A 24,977-nucleotide genomic window follows, 5' to 3' on the forward strand; every position below is an offset into this window, starting at 1 on the left:
GATTTCCTATTCAATAAAAAGGCTCAACGAAAAAGTTGAGCCGCTTTTCTTACTTCTCGCCAGTGAACCATTTTTTCTTCAAATTCTCAAGCTCTCCGTTATCTTCCATTTCCTTGAGCGCTTTATTGAATTTGTCTGTCAGTTCACTGTCCTTTCTGAAAGCAATCGCTGAACCGGCTTCCTCCGCTTTGGCATCAGGAATCACGAAGCCTTGCAGGTCGTCGTTTGACTCGAAATACCCTTCTGCTACCATGTCTTCGATAATCGCGGCTTCAAAGCGATCTGATTTGATTTCCTGCACCAAATCAGAAATTCTGTTGCGGTCTTCTGTTTTAAAACCATATTCCGGAGAAAGCTCTTTCCCCTTCTCTTCCTGAATAGAGCCAAGCTGAACGCCGACTGTCTTTCCTTTCAGGTCTTTCAGAGATTGAATGCCGCTGTCTTTTTTGCTGACAATCATATGGTTCGCTGTATAGTACACATCGGAAAAATCAACTTGTTTTTTACGATCAGGCGTCGGAGTCATTCCTGACAGAACCAGATCCACCTGTTTTGATTTCAGCGCTGTGATTAAGCTGTTGAAATCCATATCCTGCACTTCAATTTCGTAGCCCGTCTTCTTCGCCAGCGCTTTTGCCAAATCTACATCAAAGCCGACAATTTGATCGCCTTCTTTATATTCAAACGGTTTGTAATCCGCCGAAGTTCCCATAATTAATTTTTTCTTGCCGCCTTCTGAACCTGAATTGCTTGAGCCGCAAGCGGATAGTGCTAAAGTGATGCAGGCAGCTACAAGTAATAAGAGCCATTTTTTCATGATCCATTTCCCCCATATTCATTACTTTTAGTGTATTTGAATATTTATTCGTTAATTTGTATTTTAAACAGTTTCTTATTTTTATGCAATAGTATTTTTAGAAATTATCTTTAAGCTTATTTTTCCAACGATATCTTTTTGATATTACTTAAGGAAAATAGATTCACTGTACAATCTAATTGAATAATCCCTTAATAATTATTCATATCTTCTGGGTATTTTATGCATGAAAAAACCCGAGCCACTTAGGCACCCGGGTTTTTCGTCTTATACTTCTTCACAATATTCTTCAAAGGCTTCTTGCAGCTTTGCCACAACTGCCATCGGCTCATGGCCTTCAATTTCATGGCGCTCGACCATTTTCATGATTTTTCCGTCTTTCAAAATCGCAAAGGATGGGGAAGATGGCGGATATCCTTCAAAATAGTCACGCGCTCGCGCTGTCGCTTCTTTATCCTGTCCGGCAAAGACGGTGACGAGGTGATCAGGTCTTTTATCATAGTGAACGGAATGGTATGCGGCCGGTCTTGCAATTCCTCCGGCACATCCGCAAACAGAGTTTACCATGACTAACGTCGTTCCTTTTTTCGCAAGTGTCTCATCCACCTCTTCAGCTGTTTTCAGCTCAGTGTATCCGGCAGCTGTTATTTCTTGTCTCGCTTGGCGGACAATATCATTCATAAATAAATTAAAGTCCATGTTCAATGAAGACCTCTCCTTTTTTATCATCTGTTCTTATCATAGCAAGGAAACGTCTATATCGGCAAATGACATTGCTTGGCCGTACACTTTTCTATTTGTTTACAGCTTACAGAAAAAGGGGATGATATAACCAGATGTAAAATAAAGGAGCAGTTTTGTATGAGCCATCGGAAAGCATTACTGATTCATAACGGAAATGCCGGCAACAAACATATAGAAAAAGCATTAGGAGCTGTGGTGCCGGTCTTATCACAACATTTAGATGAGGTGATCATTAGACAAACAAAGAATAAGGATGATGCGTTTCATTTTTGCCAATCCATTGATGGTTCTGTTGACACCGTCTTTATTCTCGGCGGCGACGGCACAGTCCATCAATGCATTAACGGCATCAGCGCTTTAGAAAGAAAACCCGCTGTCGGAATTTTGCCCGGCGGCACGTGCAATGACTTTTCAAGAGTGCTGGGCATCCCTCAAAATCTCGCAAAAGCGGCGGAAGCACTTCTGTCAGGAACAAAAACGAACGTAGATGTATGTCAAATGAACGAGCATTATTTTTTAAATTTCTGGGGAATCGGCCTGATTACAGAAACGTCGAATCAAATCAACGAAACGGCCAAAGCATTATTTGGAAAAATCAGCTATTTTACAAGTGCATTAAAAACCGTCTCAGCTGCTGAATCGTTCCCGATGACATTAAGAATTGATGGAAAAGAAATGAAAGAAGACGCCGTTATGCTGCTTGTGATGAACGGACAATACATTGGAACGAACCGAATTCCCCTGCCGAATGCCAGTATAGAAGACGGCTTACTCGATATCCTCATTTGCCGCAGCACCAACCTCTCCGCATTGCGGGAGCTGATGAGCATGGAACAGGGCACAATTGACCGATTTACCGGAGAGCTGTCCTATATCCAAGCCTCCCGGATCGAAATTGAAACAGACACCGCCCAAAAGGCGGATACAGATGGAGAAGTCTATACTCATACGCCCGCTGTGATTCAAGTCCTGCCGCAGCACATTGAAATGCTTGTCCCGTGCAGTGAATAAGGATCGGAACACTGTTAGAAAGATGATGTAAATCCGTTGACTCTCCCCTAAGAGGAGGCCTTACAGTATAGGAGATACACTTTCGAAAAAGGGGAAGTCACATGAAGAAACAAAATATGACCTTAACGATATTATTAACTAATTTATTTATTGCTTTTTTGGGGATCGGGCTAGTGATTCCGGTAACGCCTACTATTATGAATGAATTGCATTTATCGGGAACCGCGGTTGGCTATATGGTTGCGTGCTTCGCTGTTACACAGCTTATTGTATCACCAATAGGCGGACGATGGGTTGACCGCTTCGGACGTAAAATCATGATCGTGATCGGTCTGTTTTTCTTTAGTGTTTCGGAGTTTTTATTCGGCATCGGAAAAACAGTTGAGATGTTATTTATCTCCCGGATGCTTGGCGGGATCAGCGCCGCCTTCATTATGCCCGGGGTCACGGCTTTTATCGCAGATATCACAACCATTAAAACACGGCCCAAAGCGCTTGGTTATATGTCAGCCGCTATTTCAACAGGCTTTATCATCGGCCCAGGTATCGGGGGATTTTTAGCGGAAATTCATTCCCGTCTGCCTTTTTTCTTTGCGGCAGCCTTTGCATTGTTAGCAGCTATTTTATCAATGCTCACGCTGCGCGAGCCGGAACGAAACCATGAGAATCGGGACATAAAAGGGCAGAAGACGGGCTTCAAACGGATTTTTGCCCCCATGTATTTCATTGCTTTTCTCATCATTTTGATTTCGTCTTTTGGCTTAGCGTCATTTGAATCGTTATTTGCGTTATTCGTTGATCATAAATTTGGATTTACGGCCAGCGACATTGCCATTATGATTACAGGAGGTGCGATTGTAGGCGCCATTACGCAAGTCGTCTTATTCGACCGTTTTACAAGGTGGTTTGGCGAAATCCATTTGATTCGGTATAGCTTAATCATCTCAACGAGTCTGGTTTTCTTGCTGACAATCGTGAATTCTTATTTTTCGATTCTGCTGGTTACTGTCACCGTATTTGTCGGATTTGACCTCATGAGACCGGCGGTAACGACTTATCTGTCAAAGATTGCGGGAAATGAACAGGGATTTGCCGGTGGTATGAACTCAATGTTTACAAGTATCGGCAATGTATTCGGACCTATTATCGGCGGAATGCTGTTCGATATTGATGTAAACTATCCATTCTACTTTGCAACGGTAACTTTAGCCATAGGCATTGCGCTGACCATTGCTTGGAAAGCGCCTGCACATATTAAAGCCAGCACGTGATAAAAAGCGTATTCTTTGTATACTGCAAAGAGTGCGCTTTTTCATTATACTGATATAGAAGGAGTGATGGCATGAAGGAATCGTATTACTCAATTGGAGAAGTATCAAAACTGGCAAACGTGTCGATTAAAGCGCTCCGTTATTACGATAAAATTGATTTATTTAAACCCGTCTATGTCGACCCGGATACAAGCTACCGCTATTATACGGATTCCCAGCTTTATCATCTGGATCTCATCAAATCATTGAAATATATCGGCACACCTTTAGAGGAGATGAAAAAGGCACAAGACTTAGAGATGGAAGAACTGTTTGCTTTTTATACAGAGCAGGAGAAGCAAATCAGGGAGAAATTGGAGTTTTTATCAGCATTGGAAGAAACCATTTCACTGGTGAAAAAGCGGATGAAACGGCAGATAGAATACCCTGCGCTCGGGGAGGTGTTTGTTTTAGATGAAGAAGAAACACGCATCATTCAGACAGAGGCAGAGGGAATCGGACCTGAAAACGTGCTCAACGCCTCCTACAGCAAATTAAAAACATTTATCGAATCAGCAGATGGATTTGCGAACAATAGCTACGGTGCCACTTTCTCGTTTCTCCCGTACACCAGCATTGATGAAATGACTTACCGCCATATCTTTACGCCTGTATTGACGAATAAACAAATTTCCGCCGTTACCCCGGATATGGAAATCACAACGATCCCTAAAGGCACATACGTTTGCATCGCGTACCATTTTTCGCCTGAGCATTATTTTCTCAACTTACAGAAGCTTATCAAGTATATCATAGACCGCCAATTAACAGTTGCCAGTGATGTTTACGAGTTAATCATACCGATTCATTACTCGCCTAAAAAACAAGAGGAATACCGGGTTGAAATGAAAATCAGAATTGCTGAGTCATGATGCATAAAAAAAGAGCATTTTTTGAAGTTATGTATCAAAAAATGCTCTTTCTGCTTATTAGTAAACAGATGTTTTCTCGTCAATCGATTCTAAAATTTGTTTTACTCGTCCGAGGAATCGTCCGCACACAAGGCCGTCAAGCACTCTGTGATCCAAGGACAGGCACAGATTGACCATGTCTCTGACAGCAATCATGCCATGATCCATGACAACCGGGCGCTTGACGATGGATTCCACTTGAAGAATCGCAGCTTGAGGGTAATTGATGATACCCATCGACTGAACAGATCCGAACGAACCTGTATTGTTGACGGTAAACGTCCCTCCCTGCATGTCATCTGCTGAGAGTTTTCCCTCTCTCACTTTTTTAGCAAGGCCGTTAATTTCTCTCGCAATGCCTTTAATTGTTTTTTCATCAGCGTTTTTAATCACCGGAACAAATAAAGAATCCTCTGTGGCAACAGCGATTGAAATATTGATATCTTTTTTTTGAATGATTTTGTCTCCCGCCCACATGCTATTCATTTGCGGGAATTCTTTTAACGCCTGAGCGACCGCTTTTACAAAAAAGGCGAAGAACGTTATATTAAAGCCTTCTGTCTGCTTGAATGAATGTTTTATACTGTTGCGATATGCCACCATATTTGTGACGTCGACTTCCATCATCGTCCAAGCATGCGGAATTTCTGTTTTGCTGCGTTTCATATTGGAAGCAATTGCTTTTCTTACAGCTGTGACAGGGATTTCTTTATCTCCCGATGCAGACGCAGGATATGAAATCTCGTCCTTCGGCTCTGTTTTTGGTGCAGACTCTGCTGCAGGAGCTGCTGTTGTCGGCTCCTCAGGCCGCTTTTGCACACCGCCTGTTTCAATGATGCGCTGAATATCTTTTCGCGTAATGCGTCCGCCTGCACCTGATCCTGTCACTTGATCAAGATCAATGCCGTGCTCTCCGGCCAAACGGAGTACAGCTGGCGAGTAGCGCTTTTTATTGGGCTGGTTGTCTGCTTCGGATCGGCTTTCTGCAACAGGTGTTTCAGCGGGTTCTGGTGCCTCTGGCTGCTCTTGTTTTTGTTCAGACGGATTCACGCCTTCTATTTCGATTTTACAAATGATTTCCCCGACTTGCAGAGTCTGGCCTTCTTCTCCCACAAGCTCTGTTATCGTACCGGTAAAAGAAGATGGAACCTCTGCATTGACCTTATCTGTCATGACTTCCGCTATCGGATCGTATTTGTTTACTTTATCACCGGGGGCAATTAGCCATTTGCTGATCGTCCCTTCCGTCACGCTTTCTCCAAGCTGCGGCATCGTCATTTGTTCAATTGCCATGATTGTGTCCTCCTTACGTCTTTAAAACTCCGCTAACTCTCTCATCGCCGCTTCCACTTTATCAGGGTTGAGCATAAAGTATTTTTCCATTGTCGGCGCATAAGGCATAGCCGGAATATCAGGACCCGCAAGCCGTTTAATCGGCGCGTCTAAGTCGAAAAGACAATGTTCAGATATAATTGCGGCCACCTCACTCATGATGCTGCCTTCTTTTGTATCTTCTGTAACCAAAAGCACCTTACCGGTTTTGGATGCGGCTTCGATGATTGCTTCTTTATCAAGCGGATAAACCGTTCTTAAATCTACTACATGCACTGAAATTCCATCTTTTTCGAGACGCTCTGCAGCCTGTAACGCGAAGTGGACACACAGGCCATATGTGATCACTGTGATGTCGTCGCCTTCCCGTTTGACATCAGCCTTGCCGATTGGCAGGACATAATCGTCTGCCGGAACCTCACCTTTTACCAGACGGTACGCGCGTTTGTGCTCAAAAAACAGCACCGGATCTTCATCACGAACCGCGGCTTTTAAAAGTCCTTTCGCGTCATATGGCGTTGATGGCATGACAATTTTCAGTCCGGGCTGATTGGCAAAAATCGCTTCGACTGATTGAGAATGATAAAGGGCCCCGTGCACGCCTCCGCCGTATGGCGCTCTGACGACAATCGGACAGCTCCAGTCATTGTTGCTGCGGTAGCGGATTTTAGCCGCTTCAGAAATAATTTGGTTGACCGCCGGCATAATAAAATCAGCAAACTGCATTTCAGCAATTGGTCTCATCCCGTACATAGCCGCTCCGATGCCGACTCCGGCAATCGCAGATTCAGCAAGCGGCGTATCCATCACACGCTCTTCTCCAAATTGTTCGTAGAGGCCGGCTGTCGCTTTAAATACACCGCCTTTTCTCCCTACATCTTCCCCAAGGACGAAAACGCGAGGGTCTCGTTCCATTTCTTCTTTCATCGCCAAATTGATTGCATCAATATATGACATTACTGACATTTGTTCTTCCTCCCTACTTCGCATACACATAATCAAGCGCTGACTCAGGAGCTGCATAAGGGGCGTTCTCCGCTTCATCCGTCGCTTCGTTTATGATGGCCATTATTTCATCCAGCATGGTTTGTTCTGTCTCATCGGACAGCAGGCCTGTTTCCTTTAAGTAAGCTTGATAAGTAAGCAGGGGATCGCTTTTTTTCGCTTCCTCTACTTCTTCACGGCCTCTGTAACTGCTGTCATCGTCATCACTGGAATGCGGTGTAAGGCGGTAAGAAATTGTTTCAATTAATGTCGGGCCTTCTCCTCTGCGCGCCCGTTCGCGTGCTTCTTTGACCGCTTGATAAACCTCCAGCGGATCATTTCCATTCACGGTTACGCCAGGCATTCCATAGCCTACGGCACGGTCGGAAATGTTCTCACATGCGACTTGCTTATCGTAAGGCACAGAGATTGCGTATTTGTTATTTTCACACATGAAAATAACCGGCAACTTATGGACAGCGGCAAAGTTTGCCCCTTCATGGAAATCGCCTTGATTTGAAGAGCCTTCACCAAATGTAACAAAGGCCGCAACATCCTTTTTCTCCATACGCCCCGCAAGCGCAATGCCGACCGCGTGCGGCACTTGCGTTGTAACTGGAGACGATCCTGTCACGATCCGGTTTTCCTTTTGACCGAAATGTCCCGGCATCTGGCGGCCTCCTGAGTTTGGATCTGCTGCTTTGGCAAACCCGGACATCATTAAGTCTTTTGCTGTCATGCCAAATGCGAGCACAACACCCATGTCTCTGTAGTACGGCAGTACATAATCCATTTCACGGTCAAGAGCAAAAGCCGCCCCTACCTGCGCTGCTTCCTGTCCTTGACAAGAGATTACGAATGGAATTTTTCCAGAACGGTTTAACAGCCACATTCTTTCATCGATTTTTCTTGCTAACAGCATGGTTCTATACATATCAACGGCTTCCTGATCAGTCAGCCCTAGTGCTTGATGTCGGTTTGTACTCATTCAAGCCCCTCCTTTATGCTTTTAAAAATGAATGGCTTTGCCGTCTGCGGCAAGCGCTGCTTCTCCAATCGCTTCAGAAAGCGTCGGGTGCGGGTGAATTGTTTGCCCGACCTCCCACGGCGTTGCGTCCAGCACTTTGGCAAGACCCGCTTCTGAAATCATGTCGGTGACGTGCGGGCCGATCATATGCACGCCGAGAATATCATCCGTGTCACGATCCGCTACGATTTTTACAAATCCATCGCTTTCTCCGTATACAAGCGCTTTTCCAATTGCCATAAATGGGAACTTGCCGATCTTGACATTATGCCCGTTCGCCTTCGCTTCTTCTTCGGTTAAACCTACACTGGCAGCTTCAGGGCTTGAGTAGATGCACTTCGGTACAAGCATTGGATCAAGCGGATGCGGATTGAGTCCAGCAATATGCTCAACAGCAATGATTCCTTCATGCGATGCGACGTGAGCTAATTGAAGACCTCCGATTACGTCCCCGATTGCATAAATATGAGATTCCTTCGTTTGGCAGCTTTCATTGACAGAAATGAAGCCATTTTCAGTGACAATATCAGTATTTTCAATGCCGATGCCTTCGATATTTGCCTGTCTGCCAATGGAAACAAGCATTTTTTCAGCAGAGTAAGTGACGGTTTCTCCGTCTTTTTCCGCTTGTATGCTGATGTCACCCGCCGTTTTTGTCATTGTGTCAGGCAGCACTTTTGCCCCTGTGACGAACTGAATGCCTTTTTTCTTAAGAAGACTTTCCATTTCTTTTGAAATGTCTTGATCTTCAGTCGGCAATATGCGATCCGCATATTCAATAACCGCTACCTCCACACCAAAATCATGAAGCATAGACGCCCATTCGATACCGATCACGCCGCCGCCGACGATGATGATCGATTTTGGCAGCTCCTCCATTTGGAGCGCCTCATCCGATGTCAATACAGATTTTCCGTCCGCTTCCAAACCCGGAAGCATTCTCGGTCTTGATCCTGTTGCAATGATGACTTGCTTCGGGATCAGCATGTCATTTTCTTCGCCATTTCCCCGTTCAACAGAAATCGTTCCCGGCAGCGGAGAGAAGATTGATGGTCCGAGGATACGGCCATATCCGTTGAATACGTCGATTTTTCCTTTTTTCATCAAATGATTCACACCGGCCGCAAGCTTATCAACAACAGCTTGCTTACGCTGCTGCACTTTTTCAAAATTGAGGGAAACGCCAGCCGTTTCCACTCCGAATTGATCTGCTTCACGAGCTGTCCGGTATACCTCCGCGCTTCTAAGCAGCGCTTTACTCGGGATACAGCCTTTATGCAGACATGTTCCCCCGAGTTTTTCCTTTTCCACAACGGCTGTCTTTAAGCCAAGCTGAGCGGCTCTGATCGCCGCAACATAACCGCCGGTACCGCCGCCCAAAATGACTACGTCATACTCAGTTGCCATGGTGACTCACTCCTGTCTGTCTATTCAATACGATATTGTTTGGATTGCTCTTCGCCCAGCAATACCCTGAGCGCCCCTTGGGCCAGAGACTGCAGTTCATTTTCTCCCGGATAGACTAAAACGTCTGAAATCCAATCTATGTATGAGCTGATACTGGAAACAAAGCTTTTGCCGTACGCCAAGCCGCCCGTTAGCACAATCGCTTCCACTTCGCCTTTTAATGCCGCGCTGGCTGCCCCGATTTCCTTCGCTACCTGATACGCCATGGCATCAAAAATGAAGCGGGCTTTTTCATCGCCCCCCTGGATCATCTGTTCCACTTTTACTGCGTCATTCGTACCGAGATAGCCCAAAAGCCCGCCGGTGCCCACCAGTTTTTTCATGATTTCTTCTTTTGTATACTGTCCTGAAAAACATAAATCGACAAGATCCCCCGCAGGCACTGTCCCTGCACGTTCAGGACTGAATGGCCCCTCTCCGTGAAGGCCGTTATTGACATCGACCACCCTCCCGCGGTCATGGACGCCTATTGTAATCCCGCCGCCCATATGGGTAACAATCATTTTCATGTTCTCATATCGTTTGCCGAGAGAGGCTGCCGCCTTACGGGCGACAGCTTTTTGATTTAACGCATGAAAAATGCTTTTCCGTTCAATCTCAGGCATGCCTGAGATTTTTGCGAGTACTGACATTTCATCTACGACAACAGGATCGACGATATATGAAGGGATATTCAGCCCGTCAGCGATTTCCCGCGCGATAATGCCGCCTAGATTCGAAGCATGCTGGCCGGCGTAGCCGCTTTTCAAATCCTCAATCATGTCATCATTCACTTCATACGTTCCGCCTTCAATCGGCCGGAGAAGACCGCCTCTGGCGCAGACTGCATCAAACTTTGAAATATTGATTCCCTGTTCATGAAGCGTTTCAAGAATCTGTTTTTTGCGAAATTCATACTGATCAATAATATGGTCAAATCGCTGCAGCTCTTCTATGTTGTGTCTCAATGTTTTTTCAAAAATGCCTCGTTCGTTATGAAAAACACCGATTTTCGTTGAAGTTGAGCCTGGATTAATAGTGAGAATGCGTTTTTCATCATGTAACACTTTCATAACCTCCAGATCAATTTCTTAACGTCTGCTTAATACACTGTGGCCGTTTTGCAAAAACTGGCTTCTTGAGTGGCGCATGCGTTCAATCCGTTCCTCTGCCAAGCGGTCAGCCGCTAAATACGTCGGAATACCATCACGCTGAGAAATTTCAAGTACACGCTCAATATTGCCGTAAATGCCTTCAACTTTCTTCAATGCGCGTTCTGCATTATAGCCGTAAAGCTCATCTGCCACGTTGATGACGCCGCCCGCGTTAATGACATAATCCGGCGCGTAAACGATGCCCATTTCGTGAATTTGATCGCCATGGCGTGTTTCTTTTAATTGGTTGTTGGCCGCACCCGCGATGACTTTCGCCTTCAGCTGTTTAATGGTGTCGTCGTTGATTGTCGCACCGAGTGCACACGGCGCATAAATATCGCAGTCTTGTGAATAAATCTCATCCGGATCAACTGCACGGGCACCAAAATCTGCAACTGCGCGCTGTACCGATTGTTTATTGATATCCGTCACGATTAAGTTTGCCCCTTCTTCATGAAGGTGGCGGCATAGGTTATAGGCTACGTTCCCTACACCCTGTACAGCGATGGTTTTTCCTTCGAGAGAGTCAGTACCGAAAGCAGCTTTAGCAGCAGCTTTCATACCTCTGTACACGCCGTAAGCCGTAACTGGGGATGGATTTCCTGAAGATCCGAAAGCAGGAGAAATCCCTGTGACATAGTCTGTTTCATCATGAATGATGTCCATATCCTCAACCGTTGTGCCCACATCTTCAGCTGTAATGTACCTGCCGTTCAAACCTTGAATATAGCGGCCAAACGCGCGGAACATTTCCTCATTTTTATCTTTGCGAGGATCACCGATAATCACTGTTTTTCCGCCGCCAAGGTTTAAGCCTGCCGCCGCGTTTTTATAGGTCATGCCTCTCGCCAGCCTGAGCGCGTCTTCAATCGCCGCTTCTTCATTTTCATACGTCCACATTCTCGTTCCGCCAAGTGCCGGACCGAGCGTTGTATCATGAATCGCGATAATCGCTTTTAAGCCGGATTGTTCATCTTGGCAAAATACCAATTGTTCGTAATCGTATTTCTCCATATATTTAAAAAGTTCCATGTTCGTTCCTCCTAATGTGTGTATTCTTCTGATGCGCATATCGCGAGCGCAATGGAATACAGTTTATTTTCAGCGGAGTCCGCTCTGCTCGTTAAGGCAATCGGCGCTTTTGCCCCCGTAATGACAGCCGCCACGCTGGCCTTCGCAAAATAAATCAGTGATTTATATAAAATATTGCCGGCCTCAATTGTTGGGACGAGAAGGATATCAGCGCTGCCCGCTACGTCTCCTGAAATCTTTTTCTGGGCCGCGGCAATTTGCGAGACTGCGTTATCCAAAGCAAACGGCCCATCAACAATACAGCCTTTGATCTGGCCTCTTTTGCACATTTGAGCAAGAGCAGCTGCATTTACTGTCGCTTCCATTTTCGGGTTTACCGTTTCGACAGCTGCCAGAGCAGCTGCTTTTGGCATATTGTTCCCTACTGCACGGGCCACATGAACGGCATTTTGCAAAATCTGCCGAAGCTCTTCAAGTGAAGGAGCAATATTCATTGCCGAATCTGTCACAAACATCAGCCTGTCAAAGTCCGGTATATCAAACACAGCGACGTGAGAAAGGACGTTGGATGACCGAAGCCCCTCCTGTCTGTTCAATACCGCTTTAAGCAAAACAGAAGTCGGCACATCCCCTTTCATTAACACATCCGCTGTTTTATGATGCACAGCACGAACCGCTAATTTTGCCGATTCCTCAGGCGTATCCGCATGAACGATTTCCACTTGATCCCCTTGAATAGATGATGTCAGATCGTTCAGTTTTTTGCTGTCGCCCACTAACAAAAAACGGGCAGATAGGTGCTCGGCTGCCAGCTTTACAGCCCGGATCACTTCCTCATCCTCAGCATGAGCAACCGCAATAGTCTTGTTTTTGTACATCGACGCTTTACCGATCAAATCTTTCAGCTTCATCTGTTACCACCCTTCTTGTTTCGACTCCGCCTTTTATTATGCAAGTTCCATGCCAGCTCCTCAGCGTACTGTCATACCAGATCTATTGAAAAACTCGTGCAGATGTTTGCGCTTATTCTGCAAATTATTGCATGCCTTCATTTGCAAGGCCATATTTATCCATTTTGTAATATAAATTCCGTATGCTGACTCCGAGGGCTTTCGCTGTTTTTGTCCGGTTATAATGATGCTTCTCGAGCGTTTGCTGGATCAAATGCGCTTCAAATTTTTCTACTGCAACAGACAGCTTCTCGCCTTCAATATTCGGAGAATCAAAGCCTGCACCCTGTTCTGGGTCGCTTTCTTTTTGTTCAACTTCGAATACAGGCAAGTGATCTTTTTCAATCCATTCCATATGCGGATTCAGAAAAATCATGGCTCGTCCTAGGACATTTTCCAATTCGCGGACATTCCCCGGCCAATGATAAGCGGATAAAACACGCAAAGCTTGCTGCGAGAGACCCTTTACATTCCTGCCGTAATCCCGGTTAATCTTTTGGATAAGCCTGACGCTTAGTGCCTCAATGTCTTCCAGCCGCTGCCGCAATGGCGGGATGGAGATGGGGTAGCGGTTGATTCGGTAATACAAGTCTTCACGGAACGCACCATCCGCCATCGCCTTTTCGATATTTACATTTGTCGCCGCGATCACTCTGACGTTGACAGGGATCGCCTTCGTACCACCCACTCTGACGATTTCCTTTTCTTGAAGGACGCGGAGCAATTTCGCCTGCATATTTTGTGTCAGTTCGCCGATTTCATCTAAGAAAATACTGCCGTTATTGGCTTCTTCAAATAACCCCTTTTTACCGCCACGCTTCGCTCCTGAAAACGCACCATCCTCATAACCGAACAATTCTGATTCGAGCAGGTTTTCAGAAAGGGCAGCACAATTCACCCGAATAAATTTATTGTACTTCCGGTCGCTTTCGTTATGGATGGCATGGGCGAACAGTTCTTTTCCTGTTCCTGATTCCCCGCGCAGCAAAATGGTTGCCGGCGTTTTCGCCCCGAGCTTGGCCTGCTCAAGCGCAACCAGCATTTGCTCGCTTTTGCCGATAATGTCGTCAAACGTGTATTTCGCCTCAAGTGTGCGAATGATTTGTCTGGCCCGGTTAAGCTCCGCTGTCAGCATTTTAATTTCGGTCACGTCGTGAATCACACCGACGCTGCCTTTCAAAATTCCGTCTACAATCACCGGCGCTACATTGACGATGACCTCTTTTTCATTCGGGCCGACCTTCATTCTGACACCGCGGACAGGGCGTCTCGTTTCAAGCACCTTTAAATGCATGCTTTCACCTTCAGAAATATCAGTGTTGGCAGGCTTGCCGATGACTTCTTTTTCGGAGAGCCCTGTCATTTTCGTATACGCTTTATTAATCAGGAGTCCGATGCCGTTTTCATCAACGACAGAAATCGCCTCATCGGAGGATTGAATAATCGCCTCCAGCATCGTACGGACCTGCTTTAAGTTTGTCACTTCCTCTGCCAGCTCAACAGCATCGGTGATATCTTTAAACACACAAAGCGCCCCGAGCAAACGTCCGCCTTCATCAATAATCGGCAGCCTCGTCGTCACAATTTGCAAATGATCGCCTAAAAGCTGCTTCTGGTTGTATTCAGGCACTCTTGTTTTTAAAATCCGCGGCAACTTCGTGCTCGGAATGACTTCTTTTATCGGGCGTCCAATGACTTCCTCGCGTTTTTTCCCGACCATTTTTTCGGCCATATGGTTAAAGAGAATGATTTCTTCATTGATATCAATAAAAATCATCCCGTCATGGGTAGAATTAAAAATTCGGTCGTGTTTGTATGTTTGCTCTTTCAGCATTTGAATCAGGTGCTGCTTTTCTTCCATCAGCTGAAAAACGATGTACGCCATTTTTCCCGGCATAATAGTGGTCTCTTCATGCTTTTCTTGAAGGAGTTCGTCAAACACGGCTTGATCGCCGGTGGTATGAATGACGATATCCGGTTTTAGTTGTATGTAAGGTTTCCAATCAGATGAAACGGCAATCCCATACTGTTCTGCTTCTTTCAATCCCGGCGCCTCGGGGTCTTTGTCAACTACGGCAATGACCTCTATGATGGCTGTTTTGATCAGAATATGTAATAACGCCGTTCCCCTTTTGCCGGCACCTACAATCAGTACCTTTTGCATCCCGCTACCCCTTTGTATGAAAAAATTTGCACACCTATTTATTCCGTTGCAATAATTTGCACAACCCTATGTTACCACGTTTTCTTCTCTTGACAAAATATTTTCCCCGCTGGACAATAAAGAAAATGAAAGATAAAGGAGTTTTCTGAGGATGAGCCGACTTCTTGCGCTTTTGATATTAGTCGTCCCCGGCGCCATATCCGCTTTAGGCATTAAACTGATGAGAGATACACTTTTCGGTCATAGTGTAAAGCCATTTGCAGCTCTTTGGCTCCAAGGTTTGTCAGGGTTCATCTTTTTTGCGTTCGGCCTTTATGTGCTGGCAGGGTTCGTTTTATACAGGGACAGAAAACGCCATCAAGTCAGCCCGCGATTCAGAAAACGATAGCTGCAAAAAAAGCCGGAGAACACTCCGGCTTTTTTTGACCGCACTATTCGTCAGGCAAAACGGTCTTGGCAATCGTTTTATCTAACGTTTCATAGTCATAATAAGAAATCGTCTCGTACAGTTCTTTTCGTGTCTGCATATGATGAAGCCCTTCTTTTTGTGAGCCGCGCTCCTTAATCAAATCAAATAGCCGTGCATAAGCTTTTGCCGCCGCTCGAAGCGATGTGACAGGATATATCACCATGTCAAACCCCATAGCTTCGAATTCATCGGCACGATAATACGGCGTTTTCCCAAATTCGGTCATATTCGCAAGGAGCGGAACGGAAATGTGTTCAGCAAACTGGCGGAATTCGTTCTCCGTCTGAAGCGCTTCCGGAAAAATCGCGTCCGCTCCAGCCTCAATGTAAGCCGCTGAGCGCTTCACCGCGGCGTCAAGCCCTTCCTGCGCTCTGGCATCAGTACGGGCAACAACGACAAGGGTGGGCGCCGCTTGTTTGATCACTTTTATTTTTTGCGCCATTTCCTTTATCGAGACAAGCTGTTTGCCATTTAAATGCCCGCATTTTTTCGGAAGCTGTTGGTCTTCTATTTGAACGGCGGCTACTCTGGCTTCAAGCATCTCACGGGCGGTTCGGGCGGCATTTAACACACCGCCGAATCCCGTATCTATATCAACAAGGAGAGGCAGATCAGCTGCACGCACAAGATCCTTGGCTCGATCAGCCATTTCTGTTGACGTGATGATCCCTAAATCAGGGAGCCCCCTGCTGGCTGTATATGCCGCACCAGACAAATAAACAGCAGAAAAACCGGCCTCTTTCGCAAGCAAGGCGGCCATCCCGTCATGAGCGCCGGGAATCTGCAAAATGTCCGGCGCTGACATCAGCTTGCGGAAACGAACGGCAAGCTCTTCTTGTGACGATTGCTTATTAACGATCCACGACATGACGTAAGTCCTCCTTTTACATGCAAAACATATCTATGAATTCATTTACACGCATCGTTTGTAATGTCTCATAGCTGGTACAGCGCTTATAAATGTGTTTTTGCTGTTTATTAGAGAAATGGGTTTTAAGATTGGCAGAAAACTTTTCCAGCAGCTTCGGCACTGCCTCGTCTCTTCGAAAACGATGGCCGAGCGGAAATTCACATTCCACCATTTCCGTGCTCGTTCCGTCTTTAAAATGAACTTGAACTGCATTTGAAATGGAACGCTTGTCGGGTTTCAGGTAATCCTCGGTATATGTTTTATTTTCAGTCACTTCCATCTTATCCCGAAGTTTATCTATTCTCGGATCACTCGCTGTTTCAGCCTCATAATGCTGCGCGGTGATATCACCAAAAAGCAATCCGATTGCTGCGATGTATTGGAGGCAGTGATCACGATCTGCCGGATTGTGAAGCGGGCCTTTTTTATCAATGATTCGGATAGCGGATTCATGCGTTCTGATGACAACACGGTCAATCTCATCAATCCGGCCCTTTACCTGCGGATGAAGAATGACGGCGCACTCTACCGCTGTCTGAGCGTGAAATTCCGCAGGATAAGACACTTTAAATAACACATTTTCCATGACATAAGCGTCGAGCGGGCGGGCGAGTTTAATCTCTTGTTTATTGAATAAAACGTCTTGGAAGCCCCACCCCGGTGCGCTCAAAGCTGTCGGATAGCCCATTTCCCCTTTTAACGCCATCAGCGCCAAATGAACTCCTCTGCTCGTTGCGTCTCCTGCCGCCCACGATTTGCGCGAACCGGTATTCGGTGAATGCCGGTATGTCCTCAAGGCTGCATTGTCAATCCATGCATTTGAAAGCGCATTTTTGATTTCTTCTCTTCCGCCGCCCAAGAGCTTTGCTGCAACAGCGGCTGTAGCGACTTTGACAAACAGCACATGATCAAGGCCAACTCGGTTTAAGCTGTTTTCTAAAGCAAGCACGCCTTGAATTTCATGTGCTTTGATCATCATTTCAAGTACGTCGCGTACCATTAAAGGTTCGTTCCCTTCAGACAGCCTTACTCTCGATACATAATCAGCAGCCGCAAGGATCCCTCCCAAATTATCGGACGGATGCCCCCACTCCGCCGCCAGCCATGTATCGTTATAATCGAGCCAGCGAATCATGCAGCCGATATTAAACGCTGCTCTCACAGGATCGAGAACATATGACGTTCCCGGAACTTTGCTCCCATTCGGCACAGTCGTTCCGGGAACAATCGGGCCGAGCAGCTTGGTGCATTCGGGATACCGGAGCGCCAAAATCCCGCAGCCCAGCGTATCCAGCAGCACGTGCCCCGCTGTTGTAAACGCCTCGGAGCTTGTAATCTCTTTCTCAAGCACATAGTCTGTGATTTCTTCAATGACATGATCCGTTTTCAGCATTCTACCAGTTCCTTTCATGATTTAAGATTCGGCCTGATACCGCGGGCCCAAATAACTGACACGTGGACGAAAGAGACGGTTATTGGAATGCTGTTCGATCACGTGGGCGCATAAACCGGATGTTCTCGCACTGAAAAAGACAGGCGTATACAAAGGTATCGGTATGCCGAGCATCCAATACACCGGGGCAGCGTAGTAATCCAAATTCGGGTAAAGCCCTTTTTCCTTCTCCATCAGCCGCTCGCCTGCTTCACACATCTCATATAAACGATGGTCGCCGGCTTTATCGCATAATTGCTGCAGCGCCTCTTTCATCATGAGTGCTCTCGGGTCCATTTTTTTCATATACACTCGGTGGCCGAATCCCATAATTTTTTCTTTTCTTTGCAGTTTTGATTGCAGAAGCTGCTCAAAATCGGACGGTGTTTTCGCCTCCAAAAGCATATACATCACGACTTCGTTTGCTCCTCCGTGAAGATTCCCTTTCAGAGAGGCTACAGCTCCTGTCAAAGCGCCATAAAGATCTGAATGTGTAGAAGCGATGACTCTGGCGGTAAAGGTTGAATTCGGCATTTCATGTTCACTGTACAGGATGAGGGACCGGTCAAAAATACGTTCTTCCAGTGAGGTCGGCAATTTCCCAGTCATCATAAATAAAAAATTCGCACTGTAGGATAGGGTTTTAAGCGGAAGAATCGGCTCTTTCTTATTGATGATCCTATAGCTGGCAGCAGTGAGGACAGGCATTTTCCCCAGAAGCTGATAGGCGCGTTCTTTGTTAGCGGAAGGAGAACGATCATCAATTTGCCGGTCATAGCCGGCAAGAGCAGACAGCCCGGTCCGCAGACTATCCATCGGATGAGTGTGTTTGGGGAGCAGCTCAAGCAGACGGAGATGATCTGCCGGCAGGTCTGATGCGCTGTTTATGTTTCTTTCCAGCGTTTCCGTTTCACTTTCTTTCGGCAGCCTGCCCTCCAGCAATAAATGGATAATCTCCAGATAGCTTTTGGTTTTAGAAAGATCGATTAAATCATAGCCTCGTATCAAAATCTGGCTGGACTGCGTGTCAAGATAAGAAATTTGAGTTTCTGCCGCAATCACACCGTCCAAACCCGGAGAATAAAGCTTTTTCTCCTGCATATCCTCAACCTCCGTTTTGCGTTTTTGTCGATCGGATTTAACCAAGCAGATGCTTTGAAATAATCAATCTTTGAATCTCGTTCGTTCCTTCATAGATTTGCGTCACCTTTGCATCGCGAAGCAGCCGCTCAACCGGGTAATCCTTCATATAGCCATATCCCCCGTAAATTTGGACGGCGTCTAACGCCGCCTTCACCGCAGAATCTGAAGAAAATTGTTTAGCCATAGACGCTTCTTTTTCACAGGCCAAGCCGCGGTTATGAAGGTCTGCGGCGTGGTAGACAAGGTGCCTTGCCGCCTCTGCCCTTGTCGCCATATCAGCCAGCTTAAATGATATGCCTTGATTGGCTGCGATAGGCCTGCCAAATTGCACCCGCTGCTTCGCGTAAGCAACGGCATGCTCAAGAGCCGCTTCTGCAATGCCGAGCGCCTGGGCCGCAATACCGATGCGGCCGACATTTAAATTCGCCATGGCGATGGTAAAGCCATCTCCCTCTTTGCCAAGCAAATTTTCTTCAGGCACTTCTGCATTGTCAAAAATCAATTCCGTAGTATTGGAGCCATAGAGCCCCAGCTTTCTTTCTTTTTTTCCAACGGTAAAACCGGATGTATTTTTTTCAACGATAAAAGCGGAAATCCCGTGCCTGCCTTGATCCGGAGCTGTTAAAGCAAACGTGATATAGACATCGGCGGCTCCGCCGTTCGTAATAAACATTTTTGATCCGTTTAATAGGTATTTGCCGTTCTTTTTGATGGCTGTCGTGCGAAGGCTCCCTGCATCCGACCCTGAAAGAGGCTCCGTCAGTGCAAATGCGCCCAAATGGTCTCCTGAAGCGAGCTTCGGGATATATTTACTCTTCTGTTTTTCGTTTCCAAAGTAAAAAATAGGATTTGTGCCGACCGAGGTATGAACGGAAAGAATGACACCGACAGCCGCGCTGATTTTAGAAATCTCATGAATCGCCAAAATATAAGAAATAACATCCGCCCCAGCGCCGCCGTATCGTTCCGGCACCGGTATTCCCATCAGGCCGTGTTCACCCATTTTTTTGATGAGCTGAAACGGAAATTCGTCCGTTTCCTCCATGATTTTCGCAGCGGGAGCAATTTCTTTTCGGGCAAAATCACGCACCATTTTTCGCATCATGACTTGCTCTTGGGTTTCATGCAACTCGCCACCCCCGGATGAAATGAAATGAACTTCAGAAAGTCCTCTCCACATATTGATAAAAGCCGCGTCCGCTCTTTTTGCCGAGCCAACCCGCTTTGACGTATTTACGAAGCAGCGGACAAGGACGATACTTGGAATCGCCAAGGCCGGAATGAAGAACTTCCATAATCGCTAAACACGTATCAAGCCCGATAAAATCCGCTAGTCTAAGCGGTCCCATGGGATGGTTCATACCCAGCTTCATCACCTCGTCTATTGCCTCGGGCTTCGCCACCCCCTCATACACGCAATAGATGGCTTCATTAATCATCGGAAGAAGCACGCGGTTGGAAACAAACCCTGGAAAATCATTGACTTCTACCGGTGTTTTCCCCATCTTTTCCGCTAATCCCATAACATCTAAGGCCGTTTCCTCTGATGTAGCCAAGCCGCGAATCACTTCAACCAGCTTCATCACAGGGACAGGATTCATAAAATGCATGCCAATGACTCGTTCAGGCCGGTTTGTCACAGCAGCGATTTCTGTAATAGGCAAGGAAGATGTATTGCTGGCCAAAATCGTATGAGGCGGGCATATGTGATCAAGTGTGTTAAACATTTCGGTTTTCGCCGCCATGTTTTCTGCGATAGCTTCAATCACAATGTCCGCGTGTTTTGCCTCCTCAAGCGTTTGAGAAAGCGAAATGCGGCTAATTATACCCTTCATTTCCGCTTCGGTCTTTCTCCCTTTCTCAACATCACGGGTCAGCTGTTTCTTCAACCGTTTCAATCCTGCCTCCGCAGCCTCTGGGTTCACATCGTACATCCTCACATCAAAGCCTGCGTCGGCAGCTGTTTGAGCGATCCCGCTTCCCATCTGTCCTGCACCGGCCACCATGATATGTTTCATCTCCATTTAAATCCCCTTTTTCGTCATTGTTTTAATGAACATGCACTAAGACAGCATCTCCCTGAGCCGCACCGCTGCAAATGGCGGCAACGCCCAGCCCCCCTCCCCGGCGCTTTAATTCATAAACAAGCGTCATGAGAATTCTTGCTCCGCTTGCACCGATCGGGTGGCCGAGCGCGATCGCACCGCCATTCACATTTACTTTTTCAAGATCGAAACCGACGATTTTTTCACATGTCAAAACAACAGAAGCAAACGCTTCATTTATTTCAAACAAGTCAATATCTTGAATGGTTAAACCGTTCTTTTTCAGCAGCTTGTTGATTGCAAATCCCGGGGCTGCCGCCAGCTCGTGCGCTTGCATTCCCATCGTCGAAAAACCAAGAATGGTAGCCAGAGGCGGTGTGCCAAGTTCAGCAGCTTTGTCCTCAGACATCAGCACAAACGCGCCAGCTCCGTCATTGACCCCGGGAGCATTGCCGGCTGTGACAGAACCGTCACTTGTATAAATCGGTGAAAGTTTCGCAAGTTGATCCAGACTTGTGTCACGGCGAATCGCTTCATCTTTGTCAACAATGTTTGTTTTACCTTTTCGTCCGATCCAGCTGACGGGAACCATTTCATCCTGAAACTTTCCTTTATCGGCAGCCTTAGCTGCCCGCGCATGACTTCTTAGCGCCCATTCATCCTGATCCCCGCGTGAGATTCCATATTCCTTGGCCGCTGTATTTCCGTGAACAGCCATATGCACCTCGTCAAACGCGCACATTAACCCGTCATAAACCATTAAGTCCCTAAGCTCGCCGTCTCCCATCCGTGCTCCCCAGCGCCCGGCGGGGACGGCATACGGAATATTACTCATGCTTTCCATTCCCCCGGCAACAAGAATGTCCGCATCTTGCGCCCGAATCATTTGATCACATAAGGTGACAGCGCGCAGTCCGGATGCGCAGACTTTATTCAGCGTTTCTGACGGCACATGCCAAGGCATTCCAGCCAAACGGGCAGCTTGCCGGGAGGGTATCTGCCCTGAGCCGGCTTGGACAACCATGCCCATGACAGTTCCTTCAACCTCGTCTCCAGAGACGCCAGCGCGATGCAACGCCTCCTTCATCGCAATGCCTCCAAGCTCCGCAGCTTTCACCTCTTTCAACGCTCCGCCGAACTTGCCAAATGGTGTTCTTGCGGCACTTACAATGACTGTATTCCTCATGGTTTCACCTCATTCAGAAGATAGACAGCGCTTACAATTTCTAGTTGTCTTCTATGAATGTATGCTTTGTAACGGGCTTGAATGAATGAAAAAAGAAGGCTGCGCCAACAGCCTCCTTCTAAAACAACTATTTATTTTTCAGCAATGCCAAAGCCTTTGCAGGAAAATCGGTGAAAATGCCGTCTACCCCCGCTTCAAAGAGACACTTCATATCTTCCGGCCGATTGACTGTATACGGCCTTACCTTGATCGAACTGTTCCTCATTTTTTTCAGTACTTCATCTGCGGTCCCCGGGCTGTTCAGCTTAGGGTGATAGCCGGAAGCCGGAATCGATGTGATATACCGGTCAGCCTGATAAAGCACATCTGAAGTCAACACCGCCCGTTCAATATGGGGAGCGAGCCGTCCGCATAGCGCCAAGCTTTCATGGTTAAATGTGGACAGGATCACTCTTTCCTCTATTTTGAATCGCTTCACTGACTCCAGCAACTTTTCTTCCATGCCTTCATATCGGATCACACTGTTTTTTAATTCAATGTTAATAAGGAAATCCTTTTTTTCCGCCCACGAGAGAACGTCTTCTAGCAGCGGCACTTGGACATCACTGTATGTTCGACCGTGACCAGCAGCCGCATTCGCAGTCTTTATCACATCATACGCTGTATCCTTCACGAATCCTTTGAGCGATGTCGTCCGGTCAAGCCTTTCATCATGGATCACAACAATACGTCCGTCTTTTGACAGCTGCACATCAAGCTCTATCCCCTCCGCTCCGGCTTCAATTCCTTTTTCAAAGGCTAGCATTGTATTTTCGGGAAATTGGCCAGATGCCCCCCGATGGGCAAAAATCTTTGTCATCGTTTCACCTCAAGCCCTAAAGTTTCCTGTTTTCTCCATTATACTGTTTTTAGTGCTTCCACTCTAGGATTAAGGCTGTATCACAATCTACTGTTCGTAATAAGAATCAATGCCATTGGACAATCACATCCGCGGCCTTTTGCTGATATTACGCGAAAACCAGCATGAGGGTTCCACATTTTTCAAAAACCTTTTAAAGAATATTTCTTTACAGATGTTAAAGCCATGAAAAATTCGTTCTCCTCTGGCTGCAGCGGTCTTTACTTAAACCTTCAAGGACCCCGAATAGGAGCGAAGAAAATACCTCGCTGTAACTCAAGATATTCAGCTGGTAAAGCAGATCAATTGCATTAATTTATATATATAGGCTAGAATATTTGCGAATCCAAACGAAGGAAGATGATCAAATGAACCCTAAGTATAAACCGCTGTTTGAACCATTTACGTTTAAAAGCGGCGTTACAATCGACAACCGGATCACAGTAGCACCAATGACTCATTACGCTTCTAATGAAGACGGTACGATATCTGAAGCAGAGCTTGACTACATCATCCCCCGCTCAAAAGAGATGGGAATGGTGATTACAGCCTGCGCAAACGTCACACCGGACGGAAAAGCATTTCCCGGGCAGCCGGCCATCCACGATGACTCGAACATTTCAGGTTTAAAAAAATTAGCGCAAGCCATTCAGGCGCAAGGTGCTAAAGCCGTTGTGCAAATTCACCACGGCGGCATTGAATGCCCGTCTGAGCTCGTTCCGCAACAAGATGTCGTAGCGCCAAGTGACGTATTTGATAACGGCAAGCAAATTGCCCGCGCTTTAACAGAAGAAGAAACGGAAAATATCGTAAAGGCATTTGGAGAAGCGACAAGACGCGCCATTGAAGCCGGCTTTGACGGTGTCGAAATTCACGGCGCGAACGGATACTTGATCCAGCAGTTTTATTCTCCGAAAACCAATCAGCGCACAGACCGCTGGGGAGGAAGCGATGAAAAACGGTTAGCCTTCCCGCTTGCTATTGTCGATGAAGTAAAAAAAGCTATTGCAGAACATGCGAAGGGCGCGTTCTTAGTGGGCTACCGCTTGTCTCCGGAAGAACCTGAGACACCAGGATTAACAATGACTGAAACCTTTACGCTTGTTGATGCTTTAGGGAATAAAGAATTGGATTACCTTCATATCTCACTGATGGACGTGAACTCAAATGCACGCCGCGGTGCAGATCCGGATCGCACACGCATGGACTTATTGAATGAACGTGTCGGAAACAAAGTGCCGCTGATCGCCGTCGGTTCCATTCATTCCGCAGATGACGCGCTGGCCGTGATCGAAAGCGGCATTCCGCTAGTCGCAATGGGACGCGAAATTTTAGTTGACCCTGACTGGAGTGTGAAAGTAAAAGAAGGGCGGGAAAAACAAATCGAAACCGTAATCAAAGGCACAGATAAAGAAAAATATCATTTACCTGAACCGCTATGGCAAGCCATCGTGAACACGCCTGGCTGGGTGCCTTATAAAGACTAATGTGTTGAGACTGCCGAAACGATTCGGCAGTCTTTTTTCAACTTTAAATAAATAGTTTATGTAAACATCTAAACAGCAAGGGTAGGAGCTCGCCAGCTGCTTCTGGAAGCAAATCTAGGAGAAGCCCGTCACGCTTTCTTGCTTTTTTCTTTTTCATTCGTACGTCTCCTTTGTTCATGTATGCTTCCTTACTTACGATTTTACAGAGAATGGGTTTCAATTTGATTCTGATTGTTTGGTTTTGATTCTCCAAGCAGAGAAAAACACAAGAAACCATGACTGTAAATGAGATAAAGTCGATCAAGATGCCTAGTATGCGTGATTCTGTAATGATGTTCGAATTGACGCAAAGCGCAAGAATAAATAGCGCAATGAACAATCCATACTTTTCAAACACATGCATCACTCCTTGCGGAAAATAGATCCTTCCTATCATTATATCCCCAAAACAAAACGCCTCCTATTTATCAGCGCGAACCAATAAATAAAAGACGTTTGATTTAATCATCGCTTGATATTCTCATG

Annotated in this window: 23 protein-coding genes; 5 read left to right on the top strand and 18 right to left on the bottom strand. The window is 46.4% G+C overall.

Annotated features, from left to right (window positions below; genetic code table 11):
* Nucleotides 1-49 precede the first annotated feature (49 nt).
* Both artP and brxB read right to left on the bottom strand, forming a co-directional pair.
* Nucleotides 50-817 carry an arginine ABC transporter substrate-binding protein ArtP gene (gene artP, locus V6D44_RS12480; RefSeq protein WP_087990645.1) on the bottom strand — a complete coding sequence of 256 codons (768 nt, stop codon included), beginning with the start codon at nucleotides 815-817 and terminating at the stop codon, nucleotides 50-52.
* 267 nt (nucleotides 818-1,084) lie between these two features.
* Nucleotides 1,085-1,522 (bottom strand): bacilliredoxin BrxB, encoded by a 438-nt coding sequence (gene brxB, locus V6D44_RS12485; RefSeq protein WP_087990646.1) that lies wholly within the window; start codon nucleotides 1,520-1,522, stop codon nucleotides 1,085-1,087.
* A gap of 156 nt (nucleotides 1,523-1,678) precedes the next feature.
* Here brxB and V6D44_RS12490 point away from each other — a divergent pair, with 156 nt between their 5' ends.
* The 3 genes from V6D44_RS12490 to V6D44_RS12500 all read left to right on the top strand — a co-directional run bounded on the left by V6D44_RS12490 (nucleotide 1,679) and on the right by V6D44_RS12500 (nucleotide 4,754).
* On the top strand, nucleotides 1,679-2,572 hold the full coding sequence (locus V6D44_RS12490; protein WP_253268411.1) for a YegS/Rv2252/BmrU family lipid kinase: 894 nt from the start codon (nucleotides 1,679-1,681) through the stop codon (nucleotides 2,570-2,572).
* Between the two features lie 101 nt (nucleotides 2,573-2,673).
* On the top strand, nucleotides 2,674-3,843 hold the full coding sequence (gene bmr, locus V6D44_RS12495; RefSeq protein WP_087990648.1) for a multidrug efflux MFS transporter Bmr: 1,170 nt from the start codon (nucleotides 2,674-2,676) through the stop codon (nucleotides 3,841-3,843).
* Nucleotides 3,844-3,914: 71 nt separating this feature from the next.
* Entirely contained in the window at nucleotides 3,915-4,754 is an 840-nt protein-coding gene (locus tag V6D44_RS12500) for a MerR family transcriptional regulator (RefSeq protein WP_087990649.1), read from the top strand.
* A gap of 57 nt (nucleotides 4,755-4,811) precedes the next feature.
* Here V6D44_RS12500 and V6D44_RS12505 read toward each other — a convergent pair whose 3' ends face one another.
* The 8 genes from V6D44_RS12505 to V6D44_RS12540 all read right to left on the bottom strand — a co-directional run bounded on the left by V6D44_RS12505 (nucleotide 4,812) and on the right by V6D44_RS12540 (nucleotide 14,882).
* Nucleotides 4,812-6,086 carry a dihydrolipoamide acetyltransferase family protein gene (locus V6D44_RS12505; RefSeq protein WP_333516562.1) on the bottom strand — a complete coding sequence of 425 codons (1,275 nt, stop codon included), beginning with the start codon at nucleotides 6,084-6,086 and terminating at the stop codon, nucleotides 4,812-4,814.
* Nucleotides 6,087-6,107: 21 nt separating this feature from the next.
* Nucleotides 6,108-7,091, bottom strand: a complete 984-nt coding sequence (gene bfmBAB, locus V6D44_RS12510; RefSeq protein WP_289347658.1) for a 3-methyl-2-oxobutanoate dehydrogenase subunit beta — start codon at nucleotides 7,089-7,091, stop codon at nucleotides 6,108-6,110.
* Nucleotides 7,092-7,104: 13 nt separating this feature from the next.
* Nucleotides 7,105-8,097 (bottom strand): 3-methyl-2-oxobutanoate dehydrogenase subunit alpha, encoded by a 993-nt coding sequence (gene bfmBAA / locus V6D44_RS12515; protein WP_333516563.1) that lies wholly within the window; start codon nucleotides 8,095-8,097, stop codon nucleotides 7,105-7,107.
* A gap of 21 nt (nucleotides 8,098-8,118) precedes the next feature.
* Nucleotides 8,119-9,543, bottom strand: coding sequence for a dihydrolipoyl dehydrogenase (gene lpdA, locus V6D44_RS12520; RefSeq protein ID WP_289347660.1), 1,425 nt, complete (start codon nucleotides 9,541-9,543; stop codon nucleotides 8,119-8,121).
* A gap of 20 nt (nucleotides 9,544-9,563) precedes the next feature.
* A complete protein-coding gene (gene buk / locus V6D44_RS12525) occupies nucleotides 9,564-10,655 on the bottom strand; it encodes a butyrate kinase (protein ID WP_333516564.1) in 1,092 nt (363 codons plus the stop codon).
* Nucleotides 10,656-10,673: 18 nt separating this feature from the next.
* A complete protein-coding gene (gene bcd, locus V6D44_RS12530) occupies nucleotides 10,674-11,768 on the bottom strand; it encodes a branched-chain amino acid dehydrogenase (RefSeq protein ID WP_087990654.1) in 1,095 nt (364 codons plus the stop codon).
* A gap of 11 nt (nucleotides 11,769-11,779) precedes the next feature.
* A complete protein-coding gene (yqiS, locus tag V6D44_RS12535; RefSeq protein WP_087990655.1) occupies nucleotides 11,780-12,679 on the bottom strand; it encodes a phosphate butyryltransferase in 900 nt (299 codons plus the stop codon).
* Nucleotides 12,680-12,803: 124 nt separating this feature from the next.
* A complete protein-coding gene (locus V6D44_RS12540; protein ID WP_087990656.1) occupies nucleotides 12,804-14,882 on the bottom strand; it encodes a sigma-54 interaction domain-containing protein in 2,079 nt (692 codons plus the stop codon).
* A gap of 151 nt (nucleotides 14,883-15,033) precedes the next feature.
* Here V6D44_RS12540 and V6D44_RS12545 point away from each other — a divergent pair, with 151 nt between their 5' ends.
* A complete protein-coding gene (locus V6D44_RS12545; RefSeq protein ID WP_087990657.1) occupies nucleotides 15,034-15,270 on the top strand; it encodes a DUF2627 domain-containing protein in 237 nt (78 codons plus the stop codon).
* 43 nt (nucleotides 15,271-15,313) lie between these two features.
* Here V6D44_RS12545 and prpB read toward each other — a convergent pair whose 3' ends face one another.
* From prpB to V6D44_RS12580, 7 genes are all read right to left on the bottom strand, one after another.
* The gene (gene prpB, locus V6D44_RS12550) at nucleotides 15,314-16,219 is read right to left on the bottom strand and encodes a methylisocitrate lyase (protein WP_202327240.1); all 906 of its coding nucleotides are present in this window, start codon (nucleotides 16,217-16,219) and stop codon (nucleotides 15,314-15,316) included.
* Nucleotides 16,220-16,235: 16 nt separating this feature from the next.
* The gene (locus V6D44_RS12555) at nucleotides 16,236-17,654 is read right to left on the bottom strand and encodes a bifunctional 2-methylcitrate dehydratase/aconitate hydratase (RefSeq protein WP_202327238.1); all 1,419 of its coding nucleotides are present in this window, start codon (nucleotides 17,652-17,654) and stop codon (nucleotides 16,236-16,238) included.
* A 21-nt stretch (nucleotides 17,655-17,675) separates the two neighbouring features.
* Nucleotides 17,676-18,794: a citrate synthase gene (gene mmgD / locus V6D44_RS12560; protein WP_333516565.1), complete on the bottom strand. Its 1,119-nt coding sequence runs from the start codon at nucleotides 18,792-18,794 to the stop codon at nucleotides 17,676-17,678.
* Between the two features lie 37 nt (nucleotides 18,795-18,831).
* Nucleotides 18,832-19,965, bottom strand: a complete 1,134-nt coding sequence (locus tag V6D44_RS12565; protein ID WP_087990660.1) for an acyl-CoA dehydrogenase — start codon at nucleotides 19,963-19,965, stop codon at nucleotides 18,832-18,834.
* Nucleotides 19,966-19,996: 31 nt separating this feature from the next.
* Nucleotides 19,997-20,860 carry a 3-hydroxybutyryl-CoA dehydrogenase gene (locus V6D44_RS12570; protein ID WP_087990661.1) on the bottom strand — a complete coding sequence of 288 codons (864 nt, stop codon included), beginning with the start codon at nucleotides 20,858-20,860 and terminating at the stop codon, nucleotides 19,997-19,999.
* Between the two features lie 25 nt (nucleotides 20,861-20,885).
* Nucleotides 20,886-22,067: an acetyl-CoA C-acetyltransferase gene (locus tag V6D44_RS12575; protein WP_087990662.1), complete on the bottom strand. Its 1,182-nt coding sequence runs from the start codon at nucleotides 22,065-22,067 to the stop codon at nucleotides 20,886-20,888.
* Nucleotides 22,068-22,194: 127 nt separating this feature from the next.
* Complete coding sequence (locus V6D44_RS12580; RefSeq protein WP_087990663.1) at nucleotides 22,195-22,926, bottom strand: glycerophosphodiester phosphodiesterase; 732 nt, start codon at nucleotides 22,924-22,926, stop codon at nucleotides 22,195-22,197.
* Nucleotides 22,927-23,333: 407 nt separating this feature from the next.
* Here V6D44_RS12580 and V6D44_RS12585 point away from each other — a divergent pair, with 407 nt between their 5' ends.
* Nucleotides 23,334-24,452, top strand: a complete 1,119-nt coding sequence (locus V6D44_RS12585) for an NADH-dependent flavin oxidoreductase (RefSeq protein ID WP_333516566.1) — start codon at nucleotides 23,334-23,336, stop codon at nucleotides 24,450-24,452.
* 43 nt (nucleotides 24,453-24,495) lie between these two features.
* Here the strand turns inward: V6D44_RS12585 and V6D44_RS12590 are convergent, their stop codons facing one another.
* Nucleotides 24,496-24,849: a hypothetical protein gene (locus V6D44_RS12590; RefSeq protein ID WP_333516684.1), complete on the bottom strand. Its 354-nt coding sequence runs from the start codon at nucleotides 24,847-24,849 to the stop codon at nucleotides 24,496-24,498.
* Nucleotides 24,850-24,977: the final 128 nt, after the last annotated feature.

It is taken from the genome of Bacillus sp. 0209A (assembly GCF_036765095.1).
Taxonomy (GTDB): Bacteria; Bacillota; Bacilli; order Bacillales; family Bacillaceae; genus Bacillus; species Bacillus subtilis_G.

Bases quoted from the DNA above. Each gene is read 5' to 3' on its own strand.
- artP (WP_087990645.1), bottom strand. From the start codon at position 817: ATGAAAAAATGGCTCTTATTACTTGTAGCTGCCTGCATCACTTTAGCA.
- V6D44_RS12490 (WP_253268411.1), top strand. From the start codon at position 1,679: ATGAGCCATCGGAAAGCATTACTGATTCATAACGGAAATGCCGGCAAC.
- bmr (WP_087990648.1), top strand. From the start codon at position 2,674: ATGAAGAAACAAAATATGACCTTAACGATATTATTAACTAATTTATTT.
- V6D44_RS12500 (WP_087990649.1), top strand. From the start codon at position 3,915: ATGAAGGAATCGTATTACTCAATTGGAGAAGTATCAAAACTGGCAAAC.
- V6D44_RS12505 (WP_333516562.1), bottom strand. From the start codon at position 6,086: ATGGCAATTGAACAAATGACGATGCCGCAGCTTGGAGAAAGCGTGACG.
- bfmBAB (WP_289347658.1), bottom strand. From the start codon at position 7,091: ATGTCAGTAATGTCATATATTGATGCAATCAATTTGGCGATGAAAGAA.
- bfmBAA (WP_333516563.1), bottom strand. From the start codon at position 8,097: ATGAGTACAAACCGACATCAAGCACTAGGGCTGACTGATCAGGAAGCC.
- lpdA (WP_289347660.1), bottom strand. From the start codon at position 9,543: ATGGCAACTGAGTATGACGTAGTCATTTTGGGCGGCGGTACCGGCGGT.
- buk (WP_333516564.1), bottom strand. From the start codon at position 10,655: ATGAAAGTGTTACATGATGAAAAACGCATTCTCACTATTAATCCAGGC.
- bcd (WP_087990654.1), bottom strand. From the start codon at position 11,768: ATGGAACTTTTTAAATATATGGAGAAATACGATTACGAACAATTGGTA.
- yqiS (WP_087990655.1), bottom strand. From the start codon at position 12,679: ATGAAGCTGAAAGATTTGATCGGTAAAGCGTCGATGTACAAAAACAAG.
- V6D44_RS12540 (WP_087990656.1), bottom strand. From the start codon at position 14,882: ATGCAAAAGGTACTGATTGTAGGTGCCGGCAAAAGGGGAACGGCGTTA.
- V6D44_RS12545 (WP_087990657.1), top strand. From the start codon at position 15,034: ATGAGCCGACTTCTTGCGCTTTTGATATTAGTCGTCCCCGGCGCCATA.
- prpB (WP_202327240.1), bottom strand. From the start codon at position 16,219: ATGTCGTGGATCGTTAATAAGCAATCGTCACAAGAAGAGCTTGCCGTT.
- V6D44_RS12555 (WP_202327238.1), bottom strand. From the start codon at position 17,654: ATGCTGAAAACGGATCATGTCATTGAAGAAATCACAGACTATGTGCTT.
- mmgD (WP_333516565.1), bottom strand. From the start codon at position 18,794: ATGCAGGAGAAAAAGCTTTATTCTCCGGGTTTGGACGGTGTGATTGCG.
- V6D44_RS12570 (WP_087990661.1), bottom strand. From the start codon at position 20,860: ATGGAGATGAAACATATCATGGTGGCCGGTGCAGGACAGATGGGAAGC.
- V6D44_RS12575 (WP_087990662.1), bottom strand. From the start codon at position 22,067: ATGAGGAATACAGTCATTGTAAGTGCCGCAAGAACACCATTTGGCAAG.
- V6D44_RS12580 (WP_087990663.1), bottom strand. From the start codon at position 22,926: ATGACAAAGATTTTTGCCCATCGGGGGGCATCTGGCCAATTTCCCGAA.
- V6D44_RS12585 (WP_333516566.1), top strand. From the start codon at position 23,334: ATGAACCCTAAGTATAAACCGCTGTTTGAACCATTTACGTTTAAAAGC.